Source organism: Streptosporangium sp. NPDC002524 (assembly GCF_040295985.1).
In the GTDB taxonomy this organism is placed as follows: Bacteria; Actinomycetota; Actinomycetes; order Streptosporangiales; family Streptosporangiaceae; genus Streptosporangium.
In genome coordinates, this window is the sequence record NZ_JBEOWK010000026.1 from 18,427 (window position 1) to 39,340 (window position 20,914).

General features: G+C 70.8%; 19 protein-coding genes. 9 read left to right on the forward strand and 10 right to left on the reverse strand.

Going from position 1 to position 20,914, the window contains the following annotated elements; translation table 11 throughout:
* Positions 1-103: 103 nt before the first annotated feature.
* The 7 genes from ABT053_RS34065 to ABT053_RS34095 form a co-directional block, all read right to left on the reverse strand.
* A complete protein-coding gene (locus ABT053_RS34065; RefSeq protein ID WP_350974780.1) occupies positions 104-550 on the reverse strand; it encodes a hypothetical protein in 447 nt (148 codons plus the stop codon).
* Between the two features lie 76 nt (positions 551-626).
* The gene (locus tag ABT053_RS34070) at positions 627-992 is read right to left on the reverse strand and encodes a hypothetical protein (RefSeq protein WP_350974781.1); all 366 of its coding nucleotides are present in this window, start codon (positions 990-992) and stop codon (positions 627-629) included.
* 120 nt (positions 993-1,112) lie between these two features.
* Positions 1,113-1,535, reverse strand: a complete 423-nt coding sequence (locus ABT053_RS34075) for a hypothetical protein (protein ID WP_350974784.1) — start codon at positions 1,533-1,535, stop codon at positions 1,113-1,115.
* Positions 1,536-1,544: 9 nt separating this feature from the next.
* Positions 1,545-4,082 (reverse strand): fibronectin type III domain-containing protein, encoded by a 2,538-nt coding sequence (locus tag ABT053_RS34080; protein WP_350974786.1) that lies wholly within the window; start codon positions 4,080-4,082, stop codon positions 1,545-1,547.
* Between the two features lie 84 nt (positions 4,083-4,166).
* Complete coding sequence (locus tag ABT053_RS34085; RefSeq protein WP_350974788.1) at positions 4,167-6,920, reverse strand: fibronectin type III domain-containing protein; 2,754 nt, start codon at positions 6,918-6,920, stop codon at positions 4,167-4,169.
* 130 nt (positions 6,921-7,050) lie between these two features.
* The gene (locus ABT053_RS34090; RefSeq protein WP_350974790.1) at positions 7,051-9,309 is read right to left on the reverse strand and encodes a fibronectin type III domain-containing protein; all 2,259 of its coding nucleotides are present in this window, start codon (positions 9,307-9,309) and stop codon (positions 7,051-7,053) included.
* Positions 9,310-9,319: 10 nt separating this feature from the next.
* Complete coding sequence (locus ABT053_RS34095; protein ID WP_350974792.1) at positions 9,320-14,170, reverse strand: phage tail protein; 4,851 nt, start codon at positions 14,168-14,170, stop codon at positions 9,320-9,322.
* A 96-nt stretch (positions 14,171-14,266) separates the two neighbouring features.
* On the opposite strand from ABT053_RS34095, the gene ABT053_RS34100 reads away from it, so the two are divergent.
* Genes ABT053_RS34100 through ABT053_RS34120 form a run of 5 tightly spaced genes read left to right on the forward strand, consistent with a single transcriptional unit; the run spans position 14,267 to position 17,286 of the window.
* On the forward strand, positions 14,267-14,617 hold the full coding sequence (locus ABT053_RS34100; RefSeq protein WP_350974794.1) for a hypothetical protein: 351 nt from the start codon (positions 14,267-14,269) through the stop codon (positions 14,615-14,617).
* Positions 14,614-14,964 carry a hypothetical protein gene (locus ABT053_RS34105; protein ID WP_350974796.1) on the forward strand — a complete coding sequence of 117 codons (351 nt, stop codon included), beginning with the start codon at positions 14,614-14,616 and terminating at the stop codon, positions 14,962-14,964. Before ABT053_RS34100 ends, ABT053_RS34105 begins: the two co-directional genes overlap by 4 nt.
* A gap of 15 nt (positions 14,965-14,979) precedes the next feature.
* On the forward strand, positions 14,980-16,176 hold the full coding sequence (locus ABT053_RS34110) for a hypothetical protein (RefSeq protein WP_350974797.1): 1,197 nt from the start codon (positions 14,980-14,982) through the stop codon (positions 16,174-16,176).
* Positions 16,176-16,571 (forward strand): hypothetical protein, encoded by a 396-nt coding sequence (locus ABT053_RS34115; protein WP_350974799.1) that lies wholly within the window; start codon positions 16,176-16,178, stop codon positions 16,569-16,571. Before ABT053_RS34110 ends, ABT053_RS34115 begins: the two co-directional genes overlap by 1 nt.
* Before the next feature lies 1 nt (position 16,572).
* A complete protein-coding gene (locus ABT053_RS34120; protein ID WP_350974801.1) occupies positions 16,573-17,286 on the forward strand; it encodes a hypothetical protein in 714 nt (237 codons plus the stop codon).
* 54 nt (positions 17,287-17,340) lie between these two features.
* Here the strand turns inward: ABT053_RS34120 and ABT053_RS34125 are convergent, their stop codons facing one another.
* From ABT053_RS34125 to ABT053_RS34135, 3 genes are all read right to left on the reverse strand, one after another.
* Positions 17,341-17,478 carry a hypothetical protein gene (locus ABT053_RS34125; protein WP_350974802.1) on the reverse strand — a complete coding sequence of 46 codons (138 nt, stop codon included), beginning with the start codon at positions 17,476-17,478 and terminating at the stop codon, positions 17,341-17,343.
* Between the two features lie 113 nt (positions 17,479-17,591).
* Positions 17,592-18,140, reverse strand: a complete 549-nt coding sequence (locus ABT053_RS34130) for a hypothetical protein (RefSeq protein WP_350974804.1) — start codon at positions 18,138-18,140, stop codon at positions 17,592-17,594.
* Between the two features lie 159 nt (positions 18,141-18,299).
* Complete coding sequence (locus ABT053_RS34135) at positions 18,300-18,905, reverse strand: phage tail tube protein (protein WP_502991936.1); 606 nt, start codon at positions 18,903-18,905, stop codon at positions 18,300-18,302.
* Between the two features lie 216 nt (positions 18,906-19,121).
* On the opposite strand from ABT053_RS34135, the gene ABT053_RS34140 reads away from it, so the two are divergent.
* From ABT053_RS34140 to ABT053_RS34155, 4 genes are all read left to right on the forward strand, one after another.
* A complete protein-coding gene (locus tag ABT053_RS34140) occupies positions 19,122-19,496 on the forward strand; it encodes a hypothetical protein (protein WP_350974808.1) in 375 nt (124 codons plus the stop codon).
* A gap of 93 nt (positions 19,497-19,589) precedes the next feature.
* Complete coding sequence (locus tag ABT053_RS34145) at positions 19,590-19,970, forward strand: hypothetical protein (protein WP_350974809.1); 381 nt, start codon at positions 19,590-19,592, stop codon at positions 19,968-19,970.
* Positions 19,971-20,019: 49 nt separating this feature from the next.
* On the forward strand, positions 20,020-20,385 hold the full coding sequence (locus ABT053_RS34150; protein ID WP_350974810.1) for a hypothetical protein: 366 nt from the start codon (positions 20,020-20,022) through the stop codon (positions 20,383-20,385).
* On the forward strand, positions 20,382-20,849 hold the full coding sequence (locus tag ABT053_RS34155; RefSeq protein WP_350974812.1) for a hypothetical protein: 468 nt from the start codon (positions 20,382-20,384) through the stop codon (positions 20,847-20,849). Before ABT053_RS34150 ends, ABT053_RS34155 begins: the two co-directional genes overlap by 4 nt.
* The last annotated feature ends 65 nt before the right edge of the window (positions 20,850-20,914 follow it).

A 20,914-nucleotide genomic window follows, 5' to 3' on the forward strand; every position in this document is an offset into this window, starting at 1 on the left:
CTCCCGAAGGAACACACCTGCGATCCCTCTACCAAGGCGATCCGCGCACTCACCCGTCGCCCCAGGAAGAAGCTCAGGAGTGTGCGGCCATCATAAGCGGCACTCAGGCCGAACCGGAACCGCCGCTCGCGCCGGCGCCCGCCGTCGACAGCGGCCGGGCCAGGTTGTACAGACCCGAGATCACCGCCGCCAGCGCCGCCTGAACAGCCAGGAACCCCATGGTCTTCAGGTCACCGCCGCCCGCGACCGCGCCGCCGGCCGCGAAGACCGCACCCGCCACCAGGTTCTGCGCCAGGGTCCGGCCCGCCCTCAGGCGCACCTCGCCCACGACACCCGAACCGGCGGGCTTGACCTGGTTGTGCACGTACGCCAGCACCGCCGCCAGCGCGGCCTGGCCGCCGACCATGGCGAACGTGCCCGGGTCCGCGGCCGGGCCCGCGGTCACGACGGCCGCGCCACCGGCGGTAACCGCGACGCTCAGGACGTTCTGCAGAAGGGAGCGCGCGGCCCGCAGCCACGCCTCCGGAATGCCAGGAATGCGGTGAACCATCAAGGTCCCCTCCAGATGTTCGGACTACCGGAGGCGCATGATGCCGACCAGGCGGGTTAACGTCGCGCCGCCCAGCTCACGCCCCGACACCTAGCAGCTTCATCACGAACCCCAGCACCAGGCCCGCCGCGCCGATCCCCAGAGAAATCCCCGTCGCCTTCCTCTTGGACCACTCGACCACCCCGGCCACCTTCGCCCGCTCCAACTCCCCACCCTGGACCCGCTTCTCCAACTCGTCCAGCCGCTCGTTGAACGTGCCCCGCATGTCGGCGACCACCTTGACGAGCTCTTCGTGGCGGCGCTCCCCATGCTCGGCACGCTGCAGCACCAACGCCAGCTGCCCACGAAGATCGGTCAACCCCACCTCAAGGATCCGCCGGACCTCGGCGATCTGCACCGCCAACCCCACCGGCTGCTCCTGCTCGGCCATCCCGCCCCCCACGTCCTACACGGCCATATCAGGGGCGCATCGTGGCCGGTCGGAGCGCTAACGTCCACGCAGCTCCCCGAATCTACGACGTAAAGGCCGCCGCACTGCACAGCCTTTCCACACCACCGAAGATCACCGGTGCCAAGCGCCGACCAGGGCAACGGTGGCCGATCCGGACGGCACCCGCGCCTGCACGTCCACGACTTTCCTCGATCCGAACTCCCACGCCGGCGGCAGGAAGCCGGTCAGTGTCACCGTGCCCGAGGTGGTGACGGTGGCCACGCCGATCTGTGTCCCGTCCGCGCGCAGCTGCACATCGCAGGAGGCGCCCGACAGGGTCACCGACACGTCCACCGTCAGCGTGCTGCCCGAGCGCGGCAGACTGGACCACGCCATCCGCGCGTACGTCGTCCCGGACGCGCTGGTGGTGTCCGTGACGAACGTGACCGCTCGCACGCCGATCTGCAGCTCCAGCGACTTCACCCGGGCCTGCAGATCCCGTACGAGCGTCGCCAGGTGCGCCCTGCTCAGATCACCCGCGTTGTTCTTCGCCACCTCGTCCTCCTAGTCCACGGCCACGGTGTGCTCGCCGGTCGTCACCGTGACCAGCTCGCCCTCGTCGCTGTCGGGCTCCACCCGCAGCGCCACGATCTTCATCGCCCGGTCCAGGCCCGCGGTGCCGTCCGGCAGCGCCGGGTACAGGTGGTCGGTGATGACCACCTGGGCGTGGCCGCCGAGTTCCCATTCCCACCAGCGCACGTCCGGGGAGATGGCGAGGGTGAAGTCGAACAGCTGCTTGGGGCCGGCGCTCGCGGCGCTGGCCCGCTGCGTTTCGGCGGTCAATGCCGCCTGCGAGGTGAGGTTGTCGAACTGCCAGGCGTCCTCACACAACGGCCACCCGTCCGCGTGCAGGTCGGTGCGGGTGACCGATGAGAGCATCACGCCGCCGTCCGGCCGGCGCAGCTGCCCCCACGTTTTCGTCGCCAGGCCGCGCCGCGTGCTGCGCTGATATTGGCGGACGTTGCCGGGAAATTCCAGCGTCAGCCCGGTGTCGGGCGGGGTGTCGCGATCCACGCGGCGCAGCTCGAAGCGGGGCCGGTCGGCGACGTTGTCCCACGCGGGTTTGATCCACCACAGGAATCCGCCCGGCGCGGCCGCGGTCTCGGCGACGGTGTCGAGGATCCGGGTGAAGTCCTCGCTGCGGTATTCGCGGTCCACGGGGATGGTGCCGGCCACGCCGGAGGAGGTCAGCCACCGCCGGTCGGCCTCTGAGGAGGAGTGCTCCAGCAGCCACGTCACCTCGGTGTGCGCGAGCGTCGCCGGCCGGGGCCCGGTGTAGGAGATGAACCTGCGGGCGTAGATGCCGATGACCTCCTCGGCGGTGACGCGCAGCACCCCGGTTTCGCTGTCGTAGTCCTGGGGGTCGATGAGCCGTCCGCCCCAGACCAGGCGCTCCCCGCGGTAGACCAGCAGCATGGTGCGCTCGGGGCGGGTGGCGGCCGCGATCCGGCCGACCGTGTAGGCCGCGTCGTACAGCGGGATGTCGGCGGTGAGCTGGCCGCCGCCCTCCAGCGTGATCTCAAAAGACACGTTCTGCAGCGGCAAGCTGTCCAGCGGCAGGTGGGAAGCCCAGTCGTACAGGACGTACTCATACGGTGGTGCGGCGCCGGAGAGGTCTTCCAGGGTGGTGGCCTGGATCATCTGGCGGGTCGAGCGGTTGCCGAGCTCGTCGGCCGAGTCGACGCCGAGGTTGTACGTCACCCCGGGCGTCAAGCCCGTGTACGTGAAAACCCTCGAGGGAATTTCGGCGACCTGCAGAGAGCCGAGGTAGAGGCCGTAGCCGGTGACGCCGACGTTGTCGTCGGTGCTCGCGGTCCAGGTGAGCGTCACCGACGTCTTGGAGGCGGTCACCAGCGACAGGGCTCCCGGCGCGGTCGGCGCCGTGGTGTCGGTCTGGGCCTTGACCGTCTTGGTCCCCTTGAGGGAGCGGTTGCCGAGCAGGTCCAGGGCATCGACGCTTACCGTGTAGACCGCGCCCGGCGTGAGGGTCGTCCACGTCTTCGTCTGAGCCGTCTGGTCGGCGCCCTGCTTCACCCCGTTGAGGTAGATGCCGTACGCGACCACGGCCGTCTGGTCGTACGGCTTGTCCCACGCCACCGTGATTCGCCCCGGGCCCAGGTCGGTCACCCGCACCACCGGCGTGGCCGGAGGTGTGGTGTCATCAATGGGCGTGACCGTCAGCTCGGTCTTCTCCGACCGGTTGCCGTTGCCGTCGACGGCGTCGACGGAGACGTTGTACGTCACCCCGGAGGTGAGGCTGCCGAACGTGCGGGTCAGGCCGCTGATCTCGCCCAGCTTGATGTCGTTGAGGTAGACGCCGTACCCGGCGATGCCCGAGGCGTCGTAGGCGGGATCCCAGGCCACCGTCACCGACGTCGGCGTCATCCCCGTCAGGCGCAAGTCAGTGGGCGCGGACGGCGGCGTCTCGTCCAGGACGCCGCCCCAGACGCCGCCGGCCCACGCGTACTCCTTGCTGTTCATGCTGATCAGGCGTTGAGAGACGCTCACCGACCCCGACACCGAGGTGTTGGACGCGGTGTTGGCGAACACCTGCTTGGCCAACCCGCCGTCAACCCAGTTCTTGAACGTGACGCTGCCGCCGGAGAACCCGCCCGGCCACGAGAAGCCGGCGTTGTCGGAGCCGTTGACGTACTGGCTGACGCCCAGCAGCGCGACGCTGCCCGGCGGCAGACCGCCCACCGACAAGAACGCCGAACCGGTCGTCGTCCCGGAGGCCGACCCGTAGTACTCGGGGGCGTCCAGCAGCTCATACATCCGGATGAAGATCCGGTCGGTGGGGTCGGCTGTTCCGACTCCGAAGGTGGTCTCACCGCCGAACGACAACCGCGAGTACAGGCGGATGCCCAGCGTGTGGGCGCTGTGCTCGTGCTGGGTGTAGCCGCTCGAGGTGCCGGAGACGCCGGCGTAGGAGTGGACAAAGATCACGATCCGGCTGCCCGGCAGGACCGCGTTGAAGCTGATCGTGTGCCCCCCCGACACCGACCCCGCGGTGTAGGTCCTCTCCTGTCGAATGCTGCCCATGATTCGGCCCCCCGGCTCCCGTCAAAGCAGCCGGATCATGGCGAATCGCCCGGTTAACGTCTCAGAGGGCCGGTCGGCGGCGGGTCACACCCAGGCGTCGTAGGCCTCGATCGCGATGCGCGGCGTGCCCGGCTGACCGGGCACCGGGTCCCCCGACAGGGTGAGGGTGTTCTGTCCGGGCAGGAGCATGAACCACGCTGGCAGATGGGCCAGCGCGGCGCGGCCGGGCCGGGGATCTGGCCAGATCTCCGGCGGCACGTACGCCCACACCATCCGGGTGGCCAGGTCCAGGCCGAGGCTGTAGCCGGGGTTGGCCTGCAAGATCGTGCCGGGCATGGCCCGCATCAGCGTCCCGGACTCCTCGTGGGCGAGGGAGAAGTCCTTGACGGGGCCGTACAGGCGGATCCTCGCCGGGATCGCCGGGTAGTTCCCGGCCATGGTGAGGGTCAGCGTCGTCTCGCCGGGCAGCGACGCGATGACGGCCGCCGCGGTGGTCGGTGTGGTGGCATACCTGCGCGGGTCGGCCGCCGACAGGGTGAGCGTCCAGGAGAACGCCCGGTCGCCCTGGTCGACGATGCCGATCTGGCCCACCAGGCGGACCCGCGCCTGGCGGGTGTAGCGGGCGTCCTCCACCCGGAAGGTGGCGAGCTGGCGCGGGTGCAGGACGGCGGCCAGGCGCTGCTTGGCCGCGAGCATCCCGGCCCGGCTCGTGGCGATCGCCACCCCCTCCAAGGTGATGACGCGTTTGCCGTAGCGGCCCGCCCCCGGATGCGCGCCGTCGACCCCGCCCAGGGGCGCCGCCACCGGCGACACCGGCGGGGTGGAGGACCAGCCTTTCTCGTCTTCGACGATCCAGTCGACGCCGTGCGCGTCGCGGGCGTTGCCGGTCCAGGCGCCCAGCCGGTAGATCGGCGAGTCCAGCGGGAAGAACGGCGTCGGGGTGGTCACCACCTCGGCGGTGTTGTCGGCCGACTCCTGGCCGATGGTGTCCACCGCGACGACCCGGACGTCGTAGGGGGTGCCGGGCGCCAGCGTGGTCACGGTGCGCCGCCGTACGACGGGCCCGTCCACCGTGTAGTCGGTGCCCGGGGTCGACCACACCGTCTCCCCGTCCACCCGCACGTCGTAGTGGGTCACGGAGAAGTCGTCGCCGGAGGGCTCCCACGCCACCGTGATCGTCTCCTCGCCCGCGGAGGTGGTGAACTGCGGCGGGGTGGGCGGCGTGTCGTTCAGGGTCGAGAGCGTCAGCTCCGCCGGAAGGGTGGAGCGCTGCCCGATCGAGTCGACCGTCCAGACCCGCACCGTGTGCGAGGTGTTCTCCACCAGCCCCGGAAACGACGAGGTCAGGGCGGCCTGGTCGGTGGCCACCGATTCGTCGTCGAACATCACGTCGTAGCCCGTCACCATGACGTCGTCGACGGCGGGGTTCCAGGCCACGCTGATGCTCGTGTACGTCACGGCGGTGGCGTGCAGGTCGGTCGGCGCCTGCGGCGGCACGTCCGGCGGCGTTTCGATGGTCAGCGAGGCCTTGGCCGAGCGGTTGGAACTGCTGTCCACCGCGTCGATCTGCACCAGGTATTCGGTCGCCGGTGTCAGTTCCTCCAGCGGGTACCACAGCAGCGGCGTATCAGCGATCTTGTCCCCGTCGACGTAGACGCCGTACAGCGCGACGGCCACGTCATCGCTGGAGGCACCCCAGGAGGCGGTGAAGCTGTAGGGGGTGACGTCGTCGGCGGTCACATCGGTCGGGGCCGTGGGGGCGACCGTGTCCGGGGTGGCCTGCACGACCAGCTGCGCCTTGGGCGAGCGGTTGCCGGCGCCGTCCTTGGCGTCGACCTCGATGGTGTACGTCTGTCCCGGCACCAGGCCCGGCAGCGTCGCCGCCAGGACCGCCACGTCGCCGCCCTGTTTGAAGGTGTCGAGGTAGATGCCGTACCCGGCCACCCCGGTCAGCGCGTCGGTGGAGGCGTCCCACGCCACCGCGATCGAGGTGTGGGCGATCGCCGTGGTGCGTAAGTTGCCCGGTACGGTCGGCGGCGTCGCGTCGGTCGAGACGACCAGCGAGGCCTTCGGCGACCGGTTCCCCGCAGCATCTCGGGCGTCGACCTCCAGCGTGTAGGAGGTGCCGACCGTCAACCCGGCGAAGGAGTAGCTCAGCCCGACCTGGTCGCCGCCCTGCTTGACGCCGTCCTTGTAGATGCCGTACCCGGTGACGCCGATCGCGTCCGTCGAGGCGGTCCACGCGACGTTGATCTGCGTGCCCGTCACCGCGGTGGTGTGCAGGCCGCCCGGGACGGTCGGCGCGGTCGTGTCGGTCGAGCCGTACCCGACCACAGCCAACACCGAGTTGTTCGACGACGCGGTCAACCCGGAGACGTTGTAGGAGCGAGATCCCGCAGCCGGAAGCGCACCCTGGGCGAACCCCGAGTTGCTGCTGGTCCCGGTCGGGGAGAAGTGCCGGGTCAAGCCCTGATTCCAGGTAGTGGAGGCGGCCGACCCGCCGGGAGAGTTGACAACGCCAACGACCCAGCCCGTCGCGGCCGGCACCGTCAGGTTGCCCGTCGCCGCCGCGCTCGTCGTCGATATGCCCGACCCGTTGAACAGCATGGTCTGGCAGTCGTCACGCTCGTACACCACCGCGTGCAGCCGCTCATCGCTGTTGTTCGTGTTGATCGTGACCGATGTCTCCGCCCCCGTGGCGAGCTTGGAGAACACGTAGACGGCGTTGTATCCGCTCGCCATGACGTCTTGGGTGTAGCCCGTGGGCGTGTTGACCAAGTGCCACGAGGACACGGCCACGATCAGCCGCGCTCCTGGGGCGGGCGCGGTGAACGTCACCACATGATTCGTCGTCGATAAGCCACCGCTGTAGGTCGCCGCGATCCGATTCATCCCCGATGCCCCCGCCCCGGGGCCCCCGCCCCGGGGCGGCATCCTGCCGATTGGGGCGGTTAACGTCCTGGCGGCCTCACACCCAGGAGTCGGTGGCCTCGACGACCATGCGCGGGCTGCCGACTTGTCCTGGCGCGACCTCGCCGGACAGGGTGAGCGTGTTGGGCCCCGGCTGCAGGGCGAAGCGGGCGGGCAGCGCGGCGAGCAGCGTGCGGCCCGGCCGCGGCTCCGGCCATACCTCCGGCGGCACGTACGCCAGCACCAGCCGGGTGGCCAGGTCGATCTCCACGCTGTAGCGGGCATCGGCCGGCAGCACCGTGCCGGCCTTCGATCGGATCACCAGGCCCGACTCCTGGTGAGTGATCGCGAAGTTCTTGATCGGCCCCCACACGCGCAGCCGGGCCGGGATGCTCGGGTAGTCGCCGGACATCTCGATCACCGTCGAGGCGCCGCCCGGCAGTGACGGCACCGACACCTCCCGGTAGATGCCCCGCACCGCTTTTCGGCGCGGGTCACCCGCCGAGACCGTCAGCACCCACTCGAAGACCATCGAGGTGCGGTCGGTGATCTCCACCTGGTCGGTCAGCCGCACCCGGGCCTGGCGGGTCAGGTGCGCCTCCACCACCCGCAGCGTCGCCGCCTCCCGCGGATGCAACACCCCCGTCAGGCGTTCCTGGGCCGCGAGCATCGCCACCCGCGACGGGGCGATCGCCGTCCCCTGCAGCACGATGATCCGCTGCCCGTACGTGCCGGGCCCGGAGAAGCCGCCGTCGCCGGCGTCCAGGTCGGCCTCCAGCGGGATCGTCTCCGGTGTGGAGGACCAGCCCTGTTCGTCGGTGACGATCCACTCGACGCCGTGCGCGTCGCGGGCGTTGCCGACCCAGGAGGCGCCCAGCCGGTAGAGCGGCGACTGGATCGGCGTCCACGGTGCCGTCTCGGTGGAGACCTGCAGTACCGAGGCCGGGCCGCGGCCGCCGCCGTCGTCGACCGCCTGGACGGCGATCTCGTAGGTGGTGCCCGGCTCCAGCTCCTCGATCACGTGCCCGAGCGTGAGCGCGCTCGTGGCGGTGATCACTTCCTCGTCCAGCAGCACCTCATAGCGGGCGATGCCCAGGTCATCGGTGGAGGCGCCCCACGCCAGGGTGATGTCGTGTTGCCCGGCCGTGGCCGTCAGGTTGGGCGGCTCGGACGGTAGCGTGTCGGCGAGCGTGCTGAACTCCAGCTCCACGACGGGCGAGCGGTGCCCGGCGGTGTCGACCGCGTCGACGCCTACGGTGTGCGTCGACCCTCGGGCCAGGCCGGTCAGGGTCCGCTCCAGCGCCGTCTGGTCGCCGCCCGCCTTGGCCCCATCCAGGTAGAAGCCGTATCCGGCCAAGGCGATGTCGTCGCTCGCGCCGTCCCATGCCAGCGTCGCCGAGGTGTGCGCCACCTCCACCAGCCGCAGGTTTCCCGGGCTGGTGGGCGGCGTTGTGTCGGTGACCGCCAGCACGTTGATGGACGTGCGCGCCGAGCGGTTGCCCACGGCGTCGCGGGCGTCGACCTCGATCAGGTACCACTGCCCGGACGTCAGCCCCGACAGGGTGCGGGTCAGGCCCGGCTGGTCGGTGCCCTGCTTGATGCCGTCCAGGTAGATGCCGTACCCGGTGACGGCCGTGTCGTCGGTCGCCGGGTCCCACGCGAGCGCCACCGCCGCCCCGGTGACCGACGTGGTCCGCAGGTTGCCCGGCGTGGACGGCGCGACCACGTCCGTGGTGCCGTACGCGGCCACCAGGAGCACGTTGCTTTGCGCCCCGGTCAGAGCCGACCCCGACACCGTGTAGGTGCGCGAGCCCGCCGCCGGTAGCGCCCCGGTCGCGAAGTAGGAGTTGGAACCGCCCTCCTGCTCGCTGTAGTGCTCGGTCTGCCCCTGGTTGTAGGTGAGTGATCCCAGGCTCCCGTTGGGGGAGTTGAGCACGACGAAGACCCGCCCGGCTCCCAGCCCCGCCGGTACGGTGACCGCAGCCGACACCGGGGAAGTCGCTGACGTCCCCACCCCGGTGAACTGGGGTGCGGCGCAGTCGTCGCGCTCGTGCAGGACCGCGTGCACCCGAGTGTCGGAGGAGACCGTCACGGTGACCGACGTCTCGGTCCCGTCAGCGATCCGGGAGAAGGCGTAGCAGTTGTTCCATCCGCCCGCGACGTGGTCTTGCACCCACCCGGCGGGCGGGGTCGCGCCGTTGTAGGAGGACACGAGCAGGATCAGCCGGCTGCCCGGGGTCGCCGGGGTGAAGGTGATCGTGTGATCGGGCTGCGAGATGGAGGAGCCGCTGTAGGTCGCCGCTATCCGGTTTGTCATGAGGGCCCCGTCACCGCACCAGGTCGGCGAGGCGGCGCCCGGCCGAGTCGCCGATCTGGTGCTCGTCCTGGCCGGGCTGCGGGTTCACGATCAGCGTCACCGTCTTGGAGTCGCGCTTGGAGTCGCGGCCGTTGTCGCTCGGTCGCGCGGTTGCCCGCGCCGAGCTCCGCGCCCCCCGGTACAGGCCTGCGGCGCCGTGGTCGTTGAGGGCCTGCACGGCGCGCGGCCCGCCGAGGGCGGCGACCGCGTCCGGGGTGAGCACCCACTCGTCGCGGCCGGTGGCGTTGCGGACGACCGTGCGGCCGGGCGGCAGCGGCCCGCCGCGGTCGCGTTTGACCTCCTTCTCCTTCTTCTCCGGCGGCAGCTGGCCGTTGCCGGCGCCAAACCATCGGATGACGCCGTCGATCAGCACTCCGGGCAGGCGGCCGACCGCTTGGCGCCACAGGCTGCCGGTGCCGGCCCCGGCCACCGCTTTCGCCTTCAGCGGGCCCAGCACCTTGGAGATGAAGGCGGTGGCGCCCTGCTTGAGCAGGTCGGTCCAAGAAGAGCTGGCGGGCTTGCCTCCGGCCTGGCCCTTGGCGGTCGTGCTGCCGCCGCCTGGAACGGTGCCCGCGACGACGCCGCCCTTGGCGAAGGCGGGCAGGCCGCCCCGGCGGGCGGCGGAGTTCACGCCGTCGATCCAGCCTCGGCCGAGCCAGCGGGCCGCCTCCGGCCGTAGCCACGCCTCGCCCGGGGAGACGGCCGCGAGCATCGAGTCGCGGCCGGGGGAGTAGCCGGGCAGCACCCCGTAGTTGCCAGGGCCGACGATGCCGCCGCGGGCGAACCCGGTGATGGGCTTGAGCTGGGGGAGGTTGACCTTTTCGGCGATCCAGTTCCAGGCTGGCAGCAGCCCCTTGTTGTACACCGTGTTAACAACGAAGCTGACCGGGTCCTTGGCGACCTTCTCCAGGCCCTTCCAGATCTTGGCCACTGCGGCGACGCCGGTGGTGAAACCGTTTGGGAGGGTTTTGGTAATAAAGTTCCAGAAGTCCGTTAATGGCGGCTTAATGATCTTGTTCCAGGCGTCGGAAAGGATCTTGCCGATGCCGTCCCACGCGGGCTTGATGATGTTGTGCCACAGCCACGTGATCTTCGGGGCCAGGTCGTTGCCCAGGAAGTTCATGAAGCCCCGCAGCGCGGGCTGGATGACCTTCGTCCAGGCCTCGGAGATGCCCTTCGAGATGAAGTCCCAGGTCGGCTTCACGACGTTCGCCCACAGCCACGCGATCTTGGGTGCGAGCTGGGTGACCAGGAAACTCACCAGCTGGGTGAGAGCCGGTTTGATCACCGAGTTCCACGCCCAGGTGAAGGCCCCGCTGATGGCCTTCCACGCGGTGTCGACGCCCTTGCGGAACCACTCGACGTTGTTGTAGGCGTAGACCACCCCCGCCACCAGCCCGGCGATCGCGAGAACGATCAGCGAGATGGGGTTGGCGTTGAGAGCGGCGTTGAGCAGCCACTGCACGGCCGTCCACGCGACCGTCGCCACCCGGATCACGCCCGTGGCCACCGCCATCACGGTCTGCTTGGTCGCCGCGAGACCGGCCTGCAGCGCGACCTTGCCGTACGACAGGGCCAAGGTGCCGGCCTGGGCCGCCCCCTTGGCCGCCAGCCCGCTCGCCGCGCCGATCGCCTTCCCGGCGTTGGACAGGCCGGTCACCACGGCCGACCCGCCGGCCTTGGCCAGCGCCACGCTGAACTTCCCGAGCTCGACCACGCCGGTCTTGGCCGCGCCGACGACCCGCGAGATGATGCCGCCCGCGCCGCCGCCACCGCCGCCTGCGCCGCCCTTCGGTGCGCTCGCCCTCGGCGCGGAGGCCTTCGGCGCGGGGGTCTTGCGGTGCCGTCCCTTGCCGCGCTCGGGCGCGTCCGCGTCCGCGTCATCGCCGCCAGAGCTCGGCGCGGCCCTACGACCGCGCTTACGCCGCTGCGGCCGGTCGTCGTCGCCGTCGCCGGTCGGGCTCGACCCGCCCTGGCCGCCGCCCTGGCTGCTTCGCGGCCGGCCCTTCCCGCCGCCCCCGCCCTCGCAGTCGCAGCCGCACCCGCCGCCGCTGGTCTTCGTGCGAGAGGTCTTCTTCTCGCTCGAGCAGTCGCAATCACCCGACCCGCCCGAGCCGCCCCCCTTGCTCCTGTTCCTGCTCTTGTCCTTGTCCTGCTCCTTGCTGTCGTCCCCGCCTCCGCCGCCCTTGCCCAACAGCTTCGACAGCCCGGTGATCTTCGCGATCCCGGCGGCGAGCGCCCCCAGCGGCTTGAGCAGCAGCGAGATCGGCTTGACCAGCGCCATGATCATCTTGCGCATGAACTTGAACCGCTTGCCCAAGACGCCGACGATCATCGCCAGGGCGCCGAGGATCAGCAGCCACCGCAGGATCGTGCCGATGACCGGGGTATCGGACCACCCGGTCAGGGTCTGCACGATCGACCGCAGCACCCCGAGCAGCCACTCCAGCTCCCCCGACTGCAGCACCGACTCGGTGAGAGTGCCCAGGAACGTCGCGACGTCCAGGAGCAGGCGCCCGGCCAGGCGCATGACCGGCACCAGGTCGTCGAAGAACTTCTGCAGCCGCTCCTGAACCGCCGGATCGTTGGCCCACCGATTGAACCGCTCGGCGGCCTGGGCCAGGTCCTCCATCAGCGTGTTACCGCTCCCGGAGGAGGCTTCGCCGAGGCCGAGCAGCCCGCCGGCGACGTTCTTGACGATCCGCCAGACCTTGGAGGCGGCCGACCACGCGCGCTCGAAAAAGTCCTCCAAGGAGCCGTCGCGCCTGGCCGCGTCGGTCCAGTCCTCGAAGGTTTGCGCGCCCTCCTCGATCTTCTTGCTGAACCGCACGACGAACTGCGTCGAGACGCGAACGACGTTGCGGACCCCCGACAGAATCGAGATCGCCCCTCGGCCGAATCGGCCGGTCGCCTCGGCGTTGCCGTCCATGATGTTGGAAATGTCGATCTTGAACTGTTCGTCCGAGACCAGCGAACCAAGATCTTTCCTGAAGACGTCGCCGATCGCCTTGCCGGTCTTGCCCATGCCGCGCTCGACGACCTTGAGCAGGCCGAGGGACTTCTCCAGCCCGGCCTGCACGCCGGGCAGCATCGCCTCCTGCACGGCGTCCTTGATCGCTTTACCGGCCGGCTTCAGCGTGTCGTGAACAAATTTCGCGAACCGCTGCCCGGCGGCGGTCAGCTTGTCGTACTCCTTCGTCGCGCTCGCCGCCCCGGCGGCCTGCTGCTTGCCCGCATCCTTCGCATCGCGCTGGGCCCGCCGCAGCTCGATCTCGGCATCGCGCAGCCGCTCAACGGCCCGCTCGGCGTCGCGCCGGGCCGCCAGCACCCCGCGCTCAGCCTCCTTGACGTCCTGAGCTGCGGCGATCTGCGATTTGGCCGCCTCAACGGCGGCCCGTGCCGCTTCCTCGCGTGCCTCACCGAGGGCGTACTCGGCATCCCGGCTGGCCTGCTGTGCCTGCTGGATCCGCTCCAAGGCCGCCTTGACCTCGTCCGACCCCTCGACCCCCTTGGCGTCCGCGTCGGCCTTCTCCTGGGCCAAGTCGCCGTTTCTCTCCTTGACCTCCTCCAGGCGCTGCAGGGCTTGGCGGTAGGCCAGGTCCGCCTCGTCCTTGTCCAGGTCGGAGGCGAACGGGTCGGTCTTGGTCTTGTCGAGGTTCTCCTTGGCCCGCCGGATGGCCAGCTGCGCGGACTCCTCGTCCAGCGCCGAACCCTTCGCGGCCAGCGCGAGATCTTCCAGTCGCTCCTTGGCAGCCTTGCGGGCGTCGTTCAGCGATTCCAGGGCCCGCTGCTCAGCGCGGTAGGAATCGGACACGCGGCGCTCGGCCACCTCGACCGACCGGGCCGCGTCCCGCATCCGCTCGGCACTCGCCGCGGCGACCTCGGCCACCCGGGCGCGCGCCGCCGCGACGCGGGCCTGTGCCGCGATCACCCCCTCATCAGCCGCGACCGAGGCCTCGGCCGCGTCCCGGATGGCCCGCCGGGCGGCCTTGATCCGGTCGGCCGCCGCCTCCTGGGCCGCCGCGTACGCCTTCGCCGAGGCGCCCCCGGCGCTCTGGGCCTGGCCGAGCTCGCCCACGGCCGCGCCGATACCGGCGAATCCCAGCACGAGCGCACCCAACCCCTGGGCGGCCAACACCGCCGCGCCGGGCACCAACCCCAGAATGTTGACCGCCTGGGCCGCGCTGGTAGCCAGGGCGATCAATCCGCCCGCCGCCGCCCCGGCGGCCGCACCCAGCAGCCCGACCCCGCCCACCGCGGCGGCGGCCTTGCCCAGGGCGGCCAGGACGGTGAAGGCCGTCCGGGACCCGGCAGGGTCGACCTTGACGCCGATGGTGACCGGCCGCCGTTCGATCTCCTCGCGCAGCGCGGCGAGCTCGGCCTGCAGCGCCGCGATCTCCGCCCGCGCCGAATCGGCGTCGGCATCGACGTGAACGTCGACGGACGCGTTGGCATCGCGGGCCGCCGCGTCGACCTCCGCCCTCAGGCGGCCCGCATCGACCTCGGGGGTGACCTCGACCCGCACGTCACCGGCCGAAGCCTGCACCCCCCGCAGAACGCCCGCCAGGTCGCGCTTGAGGGAGCCGCCGTCGATGGCCGCACGCAGCCGTACCTCGGCGACCTTCTCCGCCAGCTCGGCCGCCGCCTCGGCCTCGGCGGTGACGCGCCGGGTGTCGATCTCCGCGACGATCCGGGCCCTGACCCCTTCAACGCGCTTGTCGATTTGCCGTTGTAGTTTTCGCCGCTCGATCTTCGACAGGTCGGCGACGACGGCCATGTCGATCTGGCCGCCGTCGAGCCCCCCGCCACCTTCCGGATCCATACCTCGCCCCACCCCCGATCCGGGGGAGGATGCCGGGAATGCGGGCTAACGTCCCCGCAGGGACGTAAACCGGCCCAGCTGGCACCATTCGCCGCTGTGAACGCCGCGATACGAGACCTGGTCATCGAGCAGGGGGCCACCTACGAGGACCCGCTGTGTATCAGTGACGAGGGCGGCCCGGTCGACCTGACCGGCTACAGCGCCCACATGCAGATCCGGCCCACTCCGGACTCGGCGACCCTGCTGCACGACATGAGCACCACCAACGGCGGGATCCTCATCGACGGGCCCGCCAGCATGGTCACCCTGTTCATCGACGCCGCGGTGACCGCCACCTTCACCTGGCAGCGCGGTGTCTATGACTTGGAGCTCACCGAGCCGTCCGCGAAGATCCGCCGCCTGTTCAAAGGCACCGTCCTGGTCGATCCGCAGGTGACCCGCCCATGAACGCCCCCATCGTCCACGTGCAAACCCGGCCCACGATCGTTCAGGTCGGCGTACGAGGGTTCCAGGGCCCGGCCGGACCTGCCGGTACCCCGGGCACTCCCGGCTCGCCGGGTGCTCCTGGCTCGCCTGGACCGCCGGGCCCCGAGGGCGGCGCCTACCAGCAGGACATCACCATCGCGACCGCCTCCACCGTGTGGCAGGTCACCCACACCCTCGCCCGTGACCCGCGTGTCACGTGCTTCGACTCAGTCGGCGACGTCGTCCAGGGCGACGTCACCTATCCGACCGCCACCACCGTCCGCGTGACGTGGTGGTTTCCCATCTCCGGCGTCCTGCGCCTCAACTGATCTCGGGGGATCACTGTGAAGTTCAACTCTCAGGTGGATTTTCTGCGGATTCCCGCCAAGGGGCTCGTTCCCGAGCACGTCGCCGGGGACCCGGTCAGCCCGGCGGACTTCCAGCTCTGGGCCAACACCATCAGCGGCAAGCTCCGGTGGAAGGTGCCGGGCGGCAGCGCGCTCAACGTCGACGACGTCGCCGACGCGGCGATCACCAACGCCAAGATTGCCGCCGGCGCCGCCATCGACCTGTCGAAGCTGGCGGTGGACCCGCTGGCCAGGGGCAACCACACCGGCACCCAGGTAGCCAGCACCATCAGCAATCTGGCCACCACGGTTAAGGCCTACCGGCTGGACGAGTTCGCCACCCCCACCGCGGCGCTCAACGCGGGCGGGCAGCGCTGGACGAACGGCGCCACCCCCACCAGCGACACCGACCTCGTCATCAAGTCCTACGTGGACGCGGCCGTCGCGAACGCCCGTGCGGGCATCGCCGGCGTCAAGGACCCCGTCCGCGTCGCATCCTTGGCCAACATCAACCTCGCGAGCCCCGGCGCGACCGTCGACGGCGTCACCATGGTCTCCGGGGACCGCTTCCTCGCCACCGCCCAGACCACCACCACCCAAAACGGTGTCTACACCTGGAGCGGCGCGTCCGTCGCGGCGACCCGCGCCACCGACGCCGACGCGGCCGGTGAGGTCCTCGACGGCACGATCGTCTCCGTCGCCGAGGGCACCAGCGCCGGGAGCCAGTTCCTGCAGCAGGCCACCCCGTCCGGCGCGCCGGGCGCCTGGGCCCAGCAGTGGACCGTCTACTCCACCGGCGGCACCTCCTACATCGCCGGTGACGGCCTCCAGCTCACCGGCAACTCCTTCGCCGTGGACGCCGGGGACGCCTCCATCGTCGTTGACGGGTCGGGCGTCAAGGTGGGCCTGGCCGCCGTCGCCCAGGGCGGCACCGGCGCCACCACCGCCGCCGGGGCCCGCGCCAACCTCGGCGTGTCCGGAAAGTTCGCCGCGAACGTGCCCGCCCTGTCGGCGGGGGTGTGGACCAGCATCACCCACAGCCTCGGCACCGAGGACATCGTGGTCGGCGTCCGGGAGACGGCGACCGACGAGGGCGTGCTCATCGCGTGGAAGCCACTGGATAACGACACCGTCCAGGTGCGCGCGGACCTGGCGGTGGCCGCGGACGCGCTGCGGATCGTGGTCGTTGGCTGATGCGCAAGTTCTCGGCCGACCTGAACTCGGACGGCACCGCGTGGATCCGCGCCGTGCCCCTGTACTCCGGGGCGGGCACCCTCACCGCGCGGACTGGTACGCATCGGGTCTACAACGACAGCGGGGCGGCCCTTCGGATCGTCAACGCTCGCGCCTCGGTGGGCACCGCCCCCGCCGGGGCGTCCATCGTGGTGGACATCCGCGTGGACGGAACGTCGATCTACGGCACACCCTCCAACCGGCCGACCATCGCGGCCGCGGGGAACACCTCAGGCAAGAACGTCGGCATGTCCACGACGGCGTGGCCTGACGGCTCCTACGTAACCGTGGACATCGTCTCCGTGGGATCCTCCACCCCGGGCTCCGACCTGACCGTGCAGCTCGCGGTGGCCTGACGTGCCGACGCTGAACAACAGCCTCGAAGGCGGGGCGGACGGCGCCACGATCACCACCGGCAACTCCGGAGGTGCGAGCGGGGACGCGTTCGGCGCCGCCACCGTCGACGCCGGCGCCAGCCTCATCTACACCACCGCGCACGCCGCGCACGGCAGCGTGGGCGCCCAGGTGTCCACCGGCGTCGGATCCGGCTCCGCCTACGTCGCCTGGACCTCCGGCCTGCCCGCCACCAGTCCCACCGTGTGGGCCCGCGCCTACTACAGGTTCGCCGCGAACCCGGCCGCCACCGTCAACGTCCTGAGGATCCTCAGCGGCAGCAACGGCATCATGGGCACGATCCGTGTCAACGCGGCCGGGACGATCGGCATGCTGTACGGGTCCGGGACGCTCGCCGGCACCTCCGCCGCCGCCCTCACCGCGGGTTCATGGTTCCGCGTGGAGACGTCGGTCACCGCCGGGTCCACCACCGGCGCCATGAGCTGCCGGATCTTCTGGTCTTCGGACTCCGAGACGCCGGACCAGACGCTGTCGATCGCCAACGTCAACGCGGGCGCGGTCAACCCGAGCAGGCTCCGCGTCGGCGTCGTCAGCAACTTGGCAGGCGTCTCCCCGTTCCAGTTCGACGACCTGTCCCTGAGCGACGTCACCTGGCCGGGCCCGGCCGGCGCCGCACCGCCACCGCCCCTGTTTCACGGGTGGGGCGTTCCCATCTGAGCCATACGAAAAGCGGGCCCGGGGACAGCTCTCAAGCTGTCCCCGGGCCCGCTTTCAGCTGATCACCCTTGTCGAGGCCTCCAGCACGGAGAACGCCCGGTCCATGCCGGTCTTGCCCTCGGACGGAGCACGCACCCATTCCGGCCGCTTCACCGTACGAGGCTTCTTCCTGCGGTGGTCGGCGGCCAGCACCGAGACCTCTTCGATCAGCTCGGCCAGCAGCTCGTCCTTGGTGTCCCACGGGCGGGCCTGCTGCTCAGGCGTGGTGTTGACCAGCGCGTCGCCGGGCAGCCGCTCGACCAGCGCTAGGAAACGGCGAGCTCCGAGGAAGCCGGGCTCTCCGGGGCGTCGCCAGAGGCCTCGGAGATCACGCCCGGGATAACAGCGGGAGAAGTCGGCGTCGAGGTCGTCCCACCGCTCGAGGTGACGGAGGACGACAGGGATTCCCCCAGGCGCAGCCGGTACAGACCCAGCAGCCCCTTCACCAGCTCGGCCACGTCCATCACGGACGGGCGAGCGGCCAGGAACGCCTCATACCCGGCGTCGCCGAGCAGCCGGCGGCCCATCTCCCGCACCGCGGCCATCACCTCATCGGGCAGGTCCTTGTTGATGACGAGCACGTCGACGAGCCCGTCGAGGACGGACATGGTCGCCCGGTCCTCGTCCTGGGACTTGAAGGCGTCGATCGCCGTACGGAAGATCAGCGCGACATCCACGTTGATCGCCGTCAGCGGCTCCAGAACGTCCACCGGCAGCTCCGGCGGCAGTTCGCAGATGATGGTTCCGCCGAACATCAGCGGTTCGGGCCCGCGCTCGGCGGTGCGTGCGGCGCGTGCGGCGTCAAGGTTGAGCATCCCCGTGATCCCCCAAGATCGAGCTGAAGAGTGCGCGGCGGACGGTAGACGGTCTGGCCGCTTACGTCGCGGCGGCGGCCCCCGGGAACGCCACAGGGGCGCGAGCTCGTACAGCTCGCGCCCCTGCTCGTCCCTCGCCCCGGGGGCCTCCCGCCTCGGTCAGGCCGGCGGCTCGAACGCCGCCCAGGTCGAGGCGATGAGGTCGTAGTAGGGGGCGCCCACGTCGCCGCCCAGGACCGACAGGCGCAGCGGCAGCGTGGAGTTCGAGGCGCGCTCGAACGACTGCTCGACGCCCTCGGCCTGCTCGGCGCGCGGGATCATACGCCGCATCCTGCGCGGGCCGTCTCCCAGCTCCAGGCACACCGCGACTTCCTGCCTGGAACCGATCGCGGGCGGGGTGAACTTGAAGTAGCTCGGAGGGGCGGGGGAACCGGACGGGGTGATCTCCTCGATCGTGCCACCGCCGTACACCGCCCGGAACGACTCCAGTGTCCACTCCATGAGGTCCACTTCCAGCGTCGCGGAGTCCTCGGTCTGCCAGCGCCTGACCGCGTAGTTGGACTGGTGCGCCCTCGCCTCTTCAAACTGCGGGTCGGTCGCCCAGTTCAGGCTGTCAGGGGTGAACAGCCCGACATCCTTCCAGCCCGTGGGCATGGTGACGGTGGGGCCGTCCGGGGCGACCGTGCCAACCGGGCCGAGCCACAGCTTGGCCACCTGAGGGACAAAAACATTCTCGGCACCCAATGCGGGTCCCCTCCCAGCCATTCAGCACCCCGCCCGCGAACGGGACTGGGGTGTGTCGGGTGGGGACCCGGGCCGAACAGTAGGGATTCGGGGCGCTTACGTCGCTCTGACCTGCGAAAGGACGTAAACCCGGTTTTGGGCTACATGTGCGGTCATGACCACGCAGACTCTGAAACCCGCTCCCTCGGCCCGCGCCGTACGGCGCCGCCACCGCCTGGTGACGCACCGGAGGACGCGGTGAAGGCCCTCGCGGCGCTGGTGGCCGTCGCCGCTCTCGTAGGCGTCGCGCTCGGGGCGCTGGTGTGGGCGGTGCCGATGGTCTTGGCGTGGGTGCTGCCCGCGGCCGCCGTCGCCTGGCTCGCCTACCTGGCCGGGAAGAAGACCGGCGCCGCCCGCGAGGCGGCGGAGACGGCGCGGCTGGCGGCGCGGCTAGAGACCTTCACCCGGATCCTTGCGCCGCTGCCCGAGACCATGCGGCGCGGTGCGGTCTGGTGCGACATCCCCCAGGAGGACCTGGCGACGCTGGCCCTGCTGGTCGCTCACCCCGATGACGTCGGGGAAACGCTCGTCGACCTGGAGGCCCGCCTCAATGACCCCCGTCCGAACCCCTGACTAGACACCAAAGTAAGGAGGATATACCTTTATGTGTGTCGGGACGGGGTGCGATCCGGACCGGCGAACCGCCCCAGGACGAAAGGGACCACCATGGCCTTCGACAACCTCCCCTACGCCGGATACCTCGCCGCCGAGCTGACCCTCGGCTACGGCTTCGCCCCCGGCGTCCGCAACATCGGCGACCTCGGCGACGCCGCCGCCAACCTGGTCGTCACCTACCGCCGCAAGCACGTCGAGGTCGAGGTCAACGAGGACACCGCCGACGTGACCCTGCGCATCTACGCCGAGTGGGACACCACCTACGAGCACGGCTCGGACCCGGTGACCTTCGGCCACAACATCGCCCCGCAGCTCATCCTCGCCTCCGTCGCCGCCGCCACGACCACCAGCGTCCACGACGCCCACGAGGCCCGCGCCGCCTCCCTGGCCTCGTACTCCTCGCACCGGAAGCTCTACGCCGCCGCCGTCTGACCTCAAGCCGGACACCCCGCCCCCACCAGGGCGGGGGTCCCCTCCTCCCATGGAGCTTCTCGTGGACTGGTTCACCCTCCTTGGCCAGAACGTCTACTGGTCCTACGGCGACCGGCAGACCTCCATCGCCGAGATGACGCCGCGCGACGCCCGCAACCTGCTGGTCGCCCTCGACCGCCAGGGCCAGGCCATCATGGACGTCATCGGCTGGCAGGCCGTCTACCACGCCAGCGGCCCGTACCCGGACTGGATCCCGGCCAACGAACTGGCCGCCAAGGACGCCACGCGCAACCCGCGCCGTTGGCTCGCCCTCACCCCGCTCGTCCAGGCCCTCGCCGAGCACGCCGCCCCCGCCATCGCCACGGGCGTGCGCGCCGTCCCCCGCACCTCACCCCTCGGAGTCGTCGCGTCATGAGCAAGCCCACCGTCTTCTACTCCGTCGACGTCCGCCCCGCAGGCGGCAAGACCCTCGGCAAGGACGAGGTCGGCGAGCTCCTCGTCATCGCCCGCGTCCACCTCGACATCCCCGTCGACACCATCTACCGCGAGACCGTCCTGGGCCCCGGCTCGCGCGTCGGCCCGGTCCTCCCCGAAGACTTCGGCGCTTTGGACCCCGGCCAGGTCGTCGACGACGCCGTCTATCTCGTCTGGGAGGCGGCCACCGGCAGTGACACCGTCCCTGACCCCCTGCAGGAGCTGCGGCTCCTCCTGAACGCCTACGCCGAGGCCCGCACCCAGGGCGCCGACCCGCCGTTCTCCGGCGAGCGCCCCCCGTACGACGAGATCGGCCACCAGGTCGCCGAGTACGTGGAGAAGCTCCTCGGCTCCCCCCGCCCGAGCCTGCCCGGCAGCGAAGACCAGGAGGCGCCCACGATCTGACCCCGCTCCCACAAGGCGGCCCCCCGACGCTCCCGGGGGGCCGCCTTCGCCGTGTCCAGACCCCG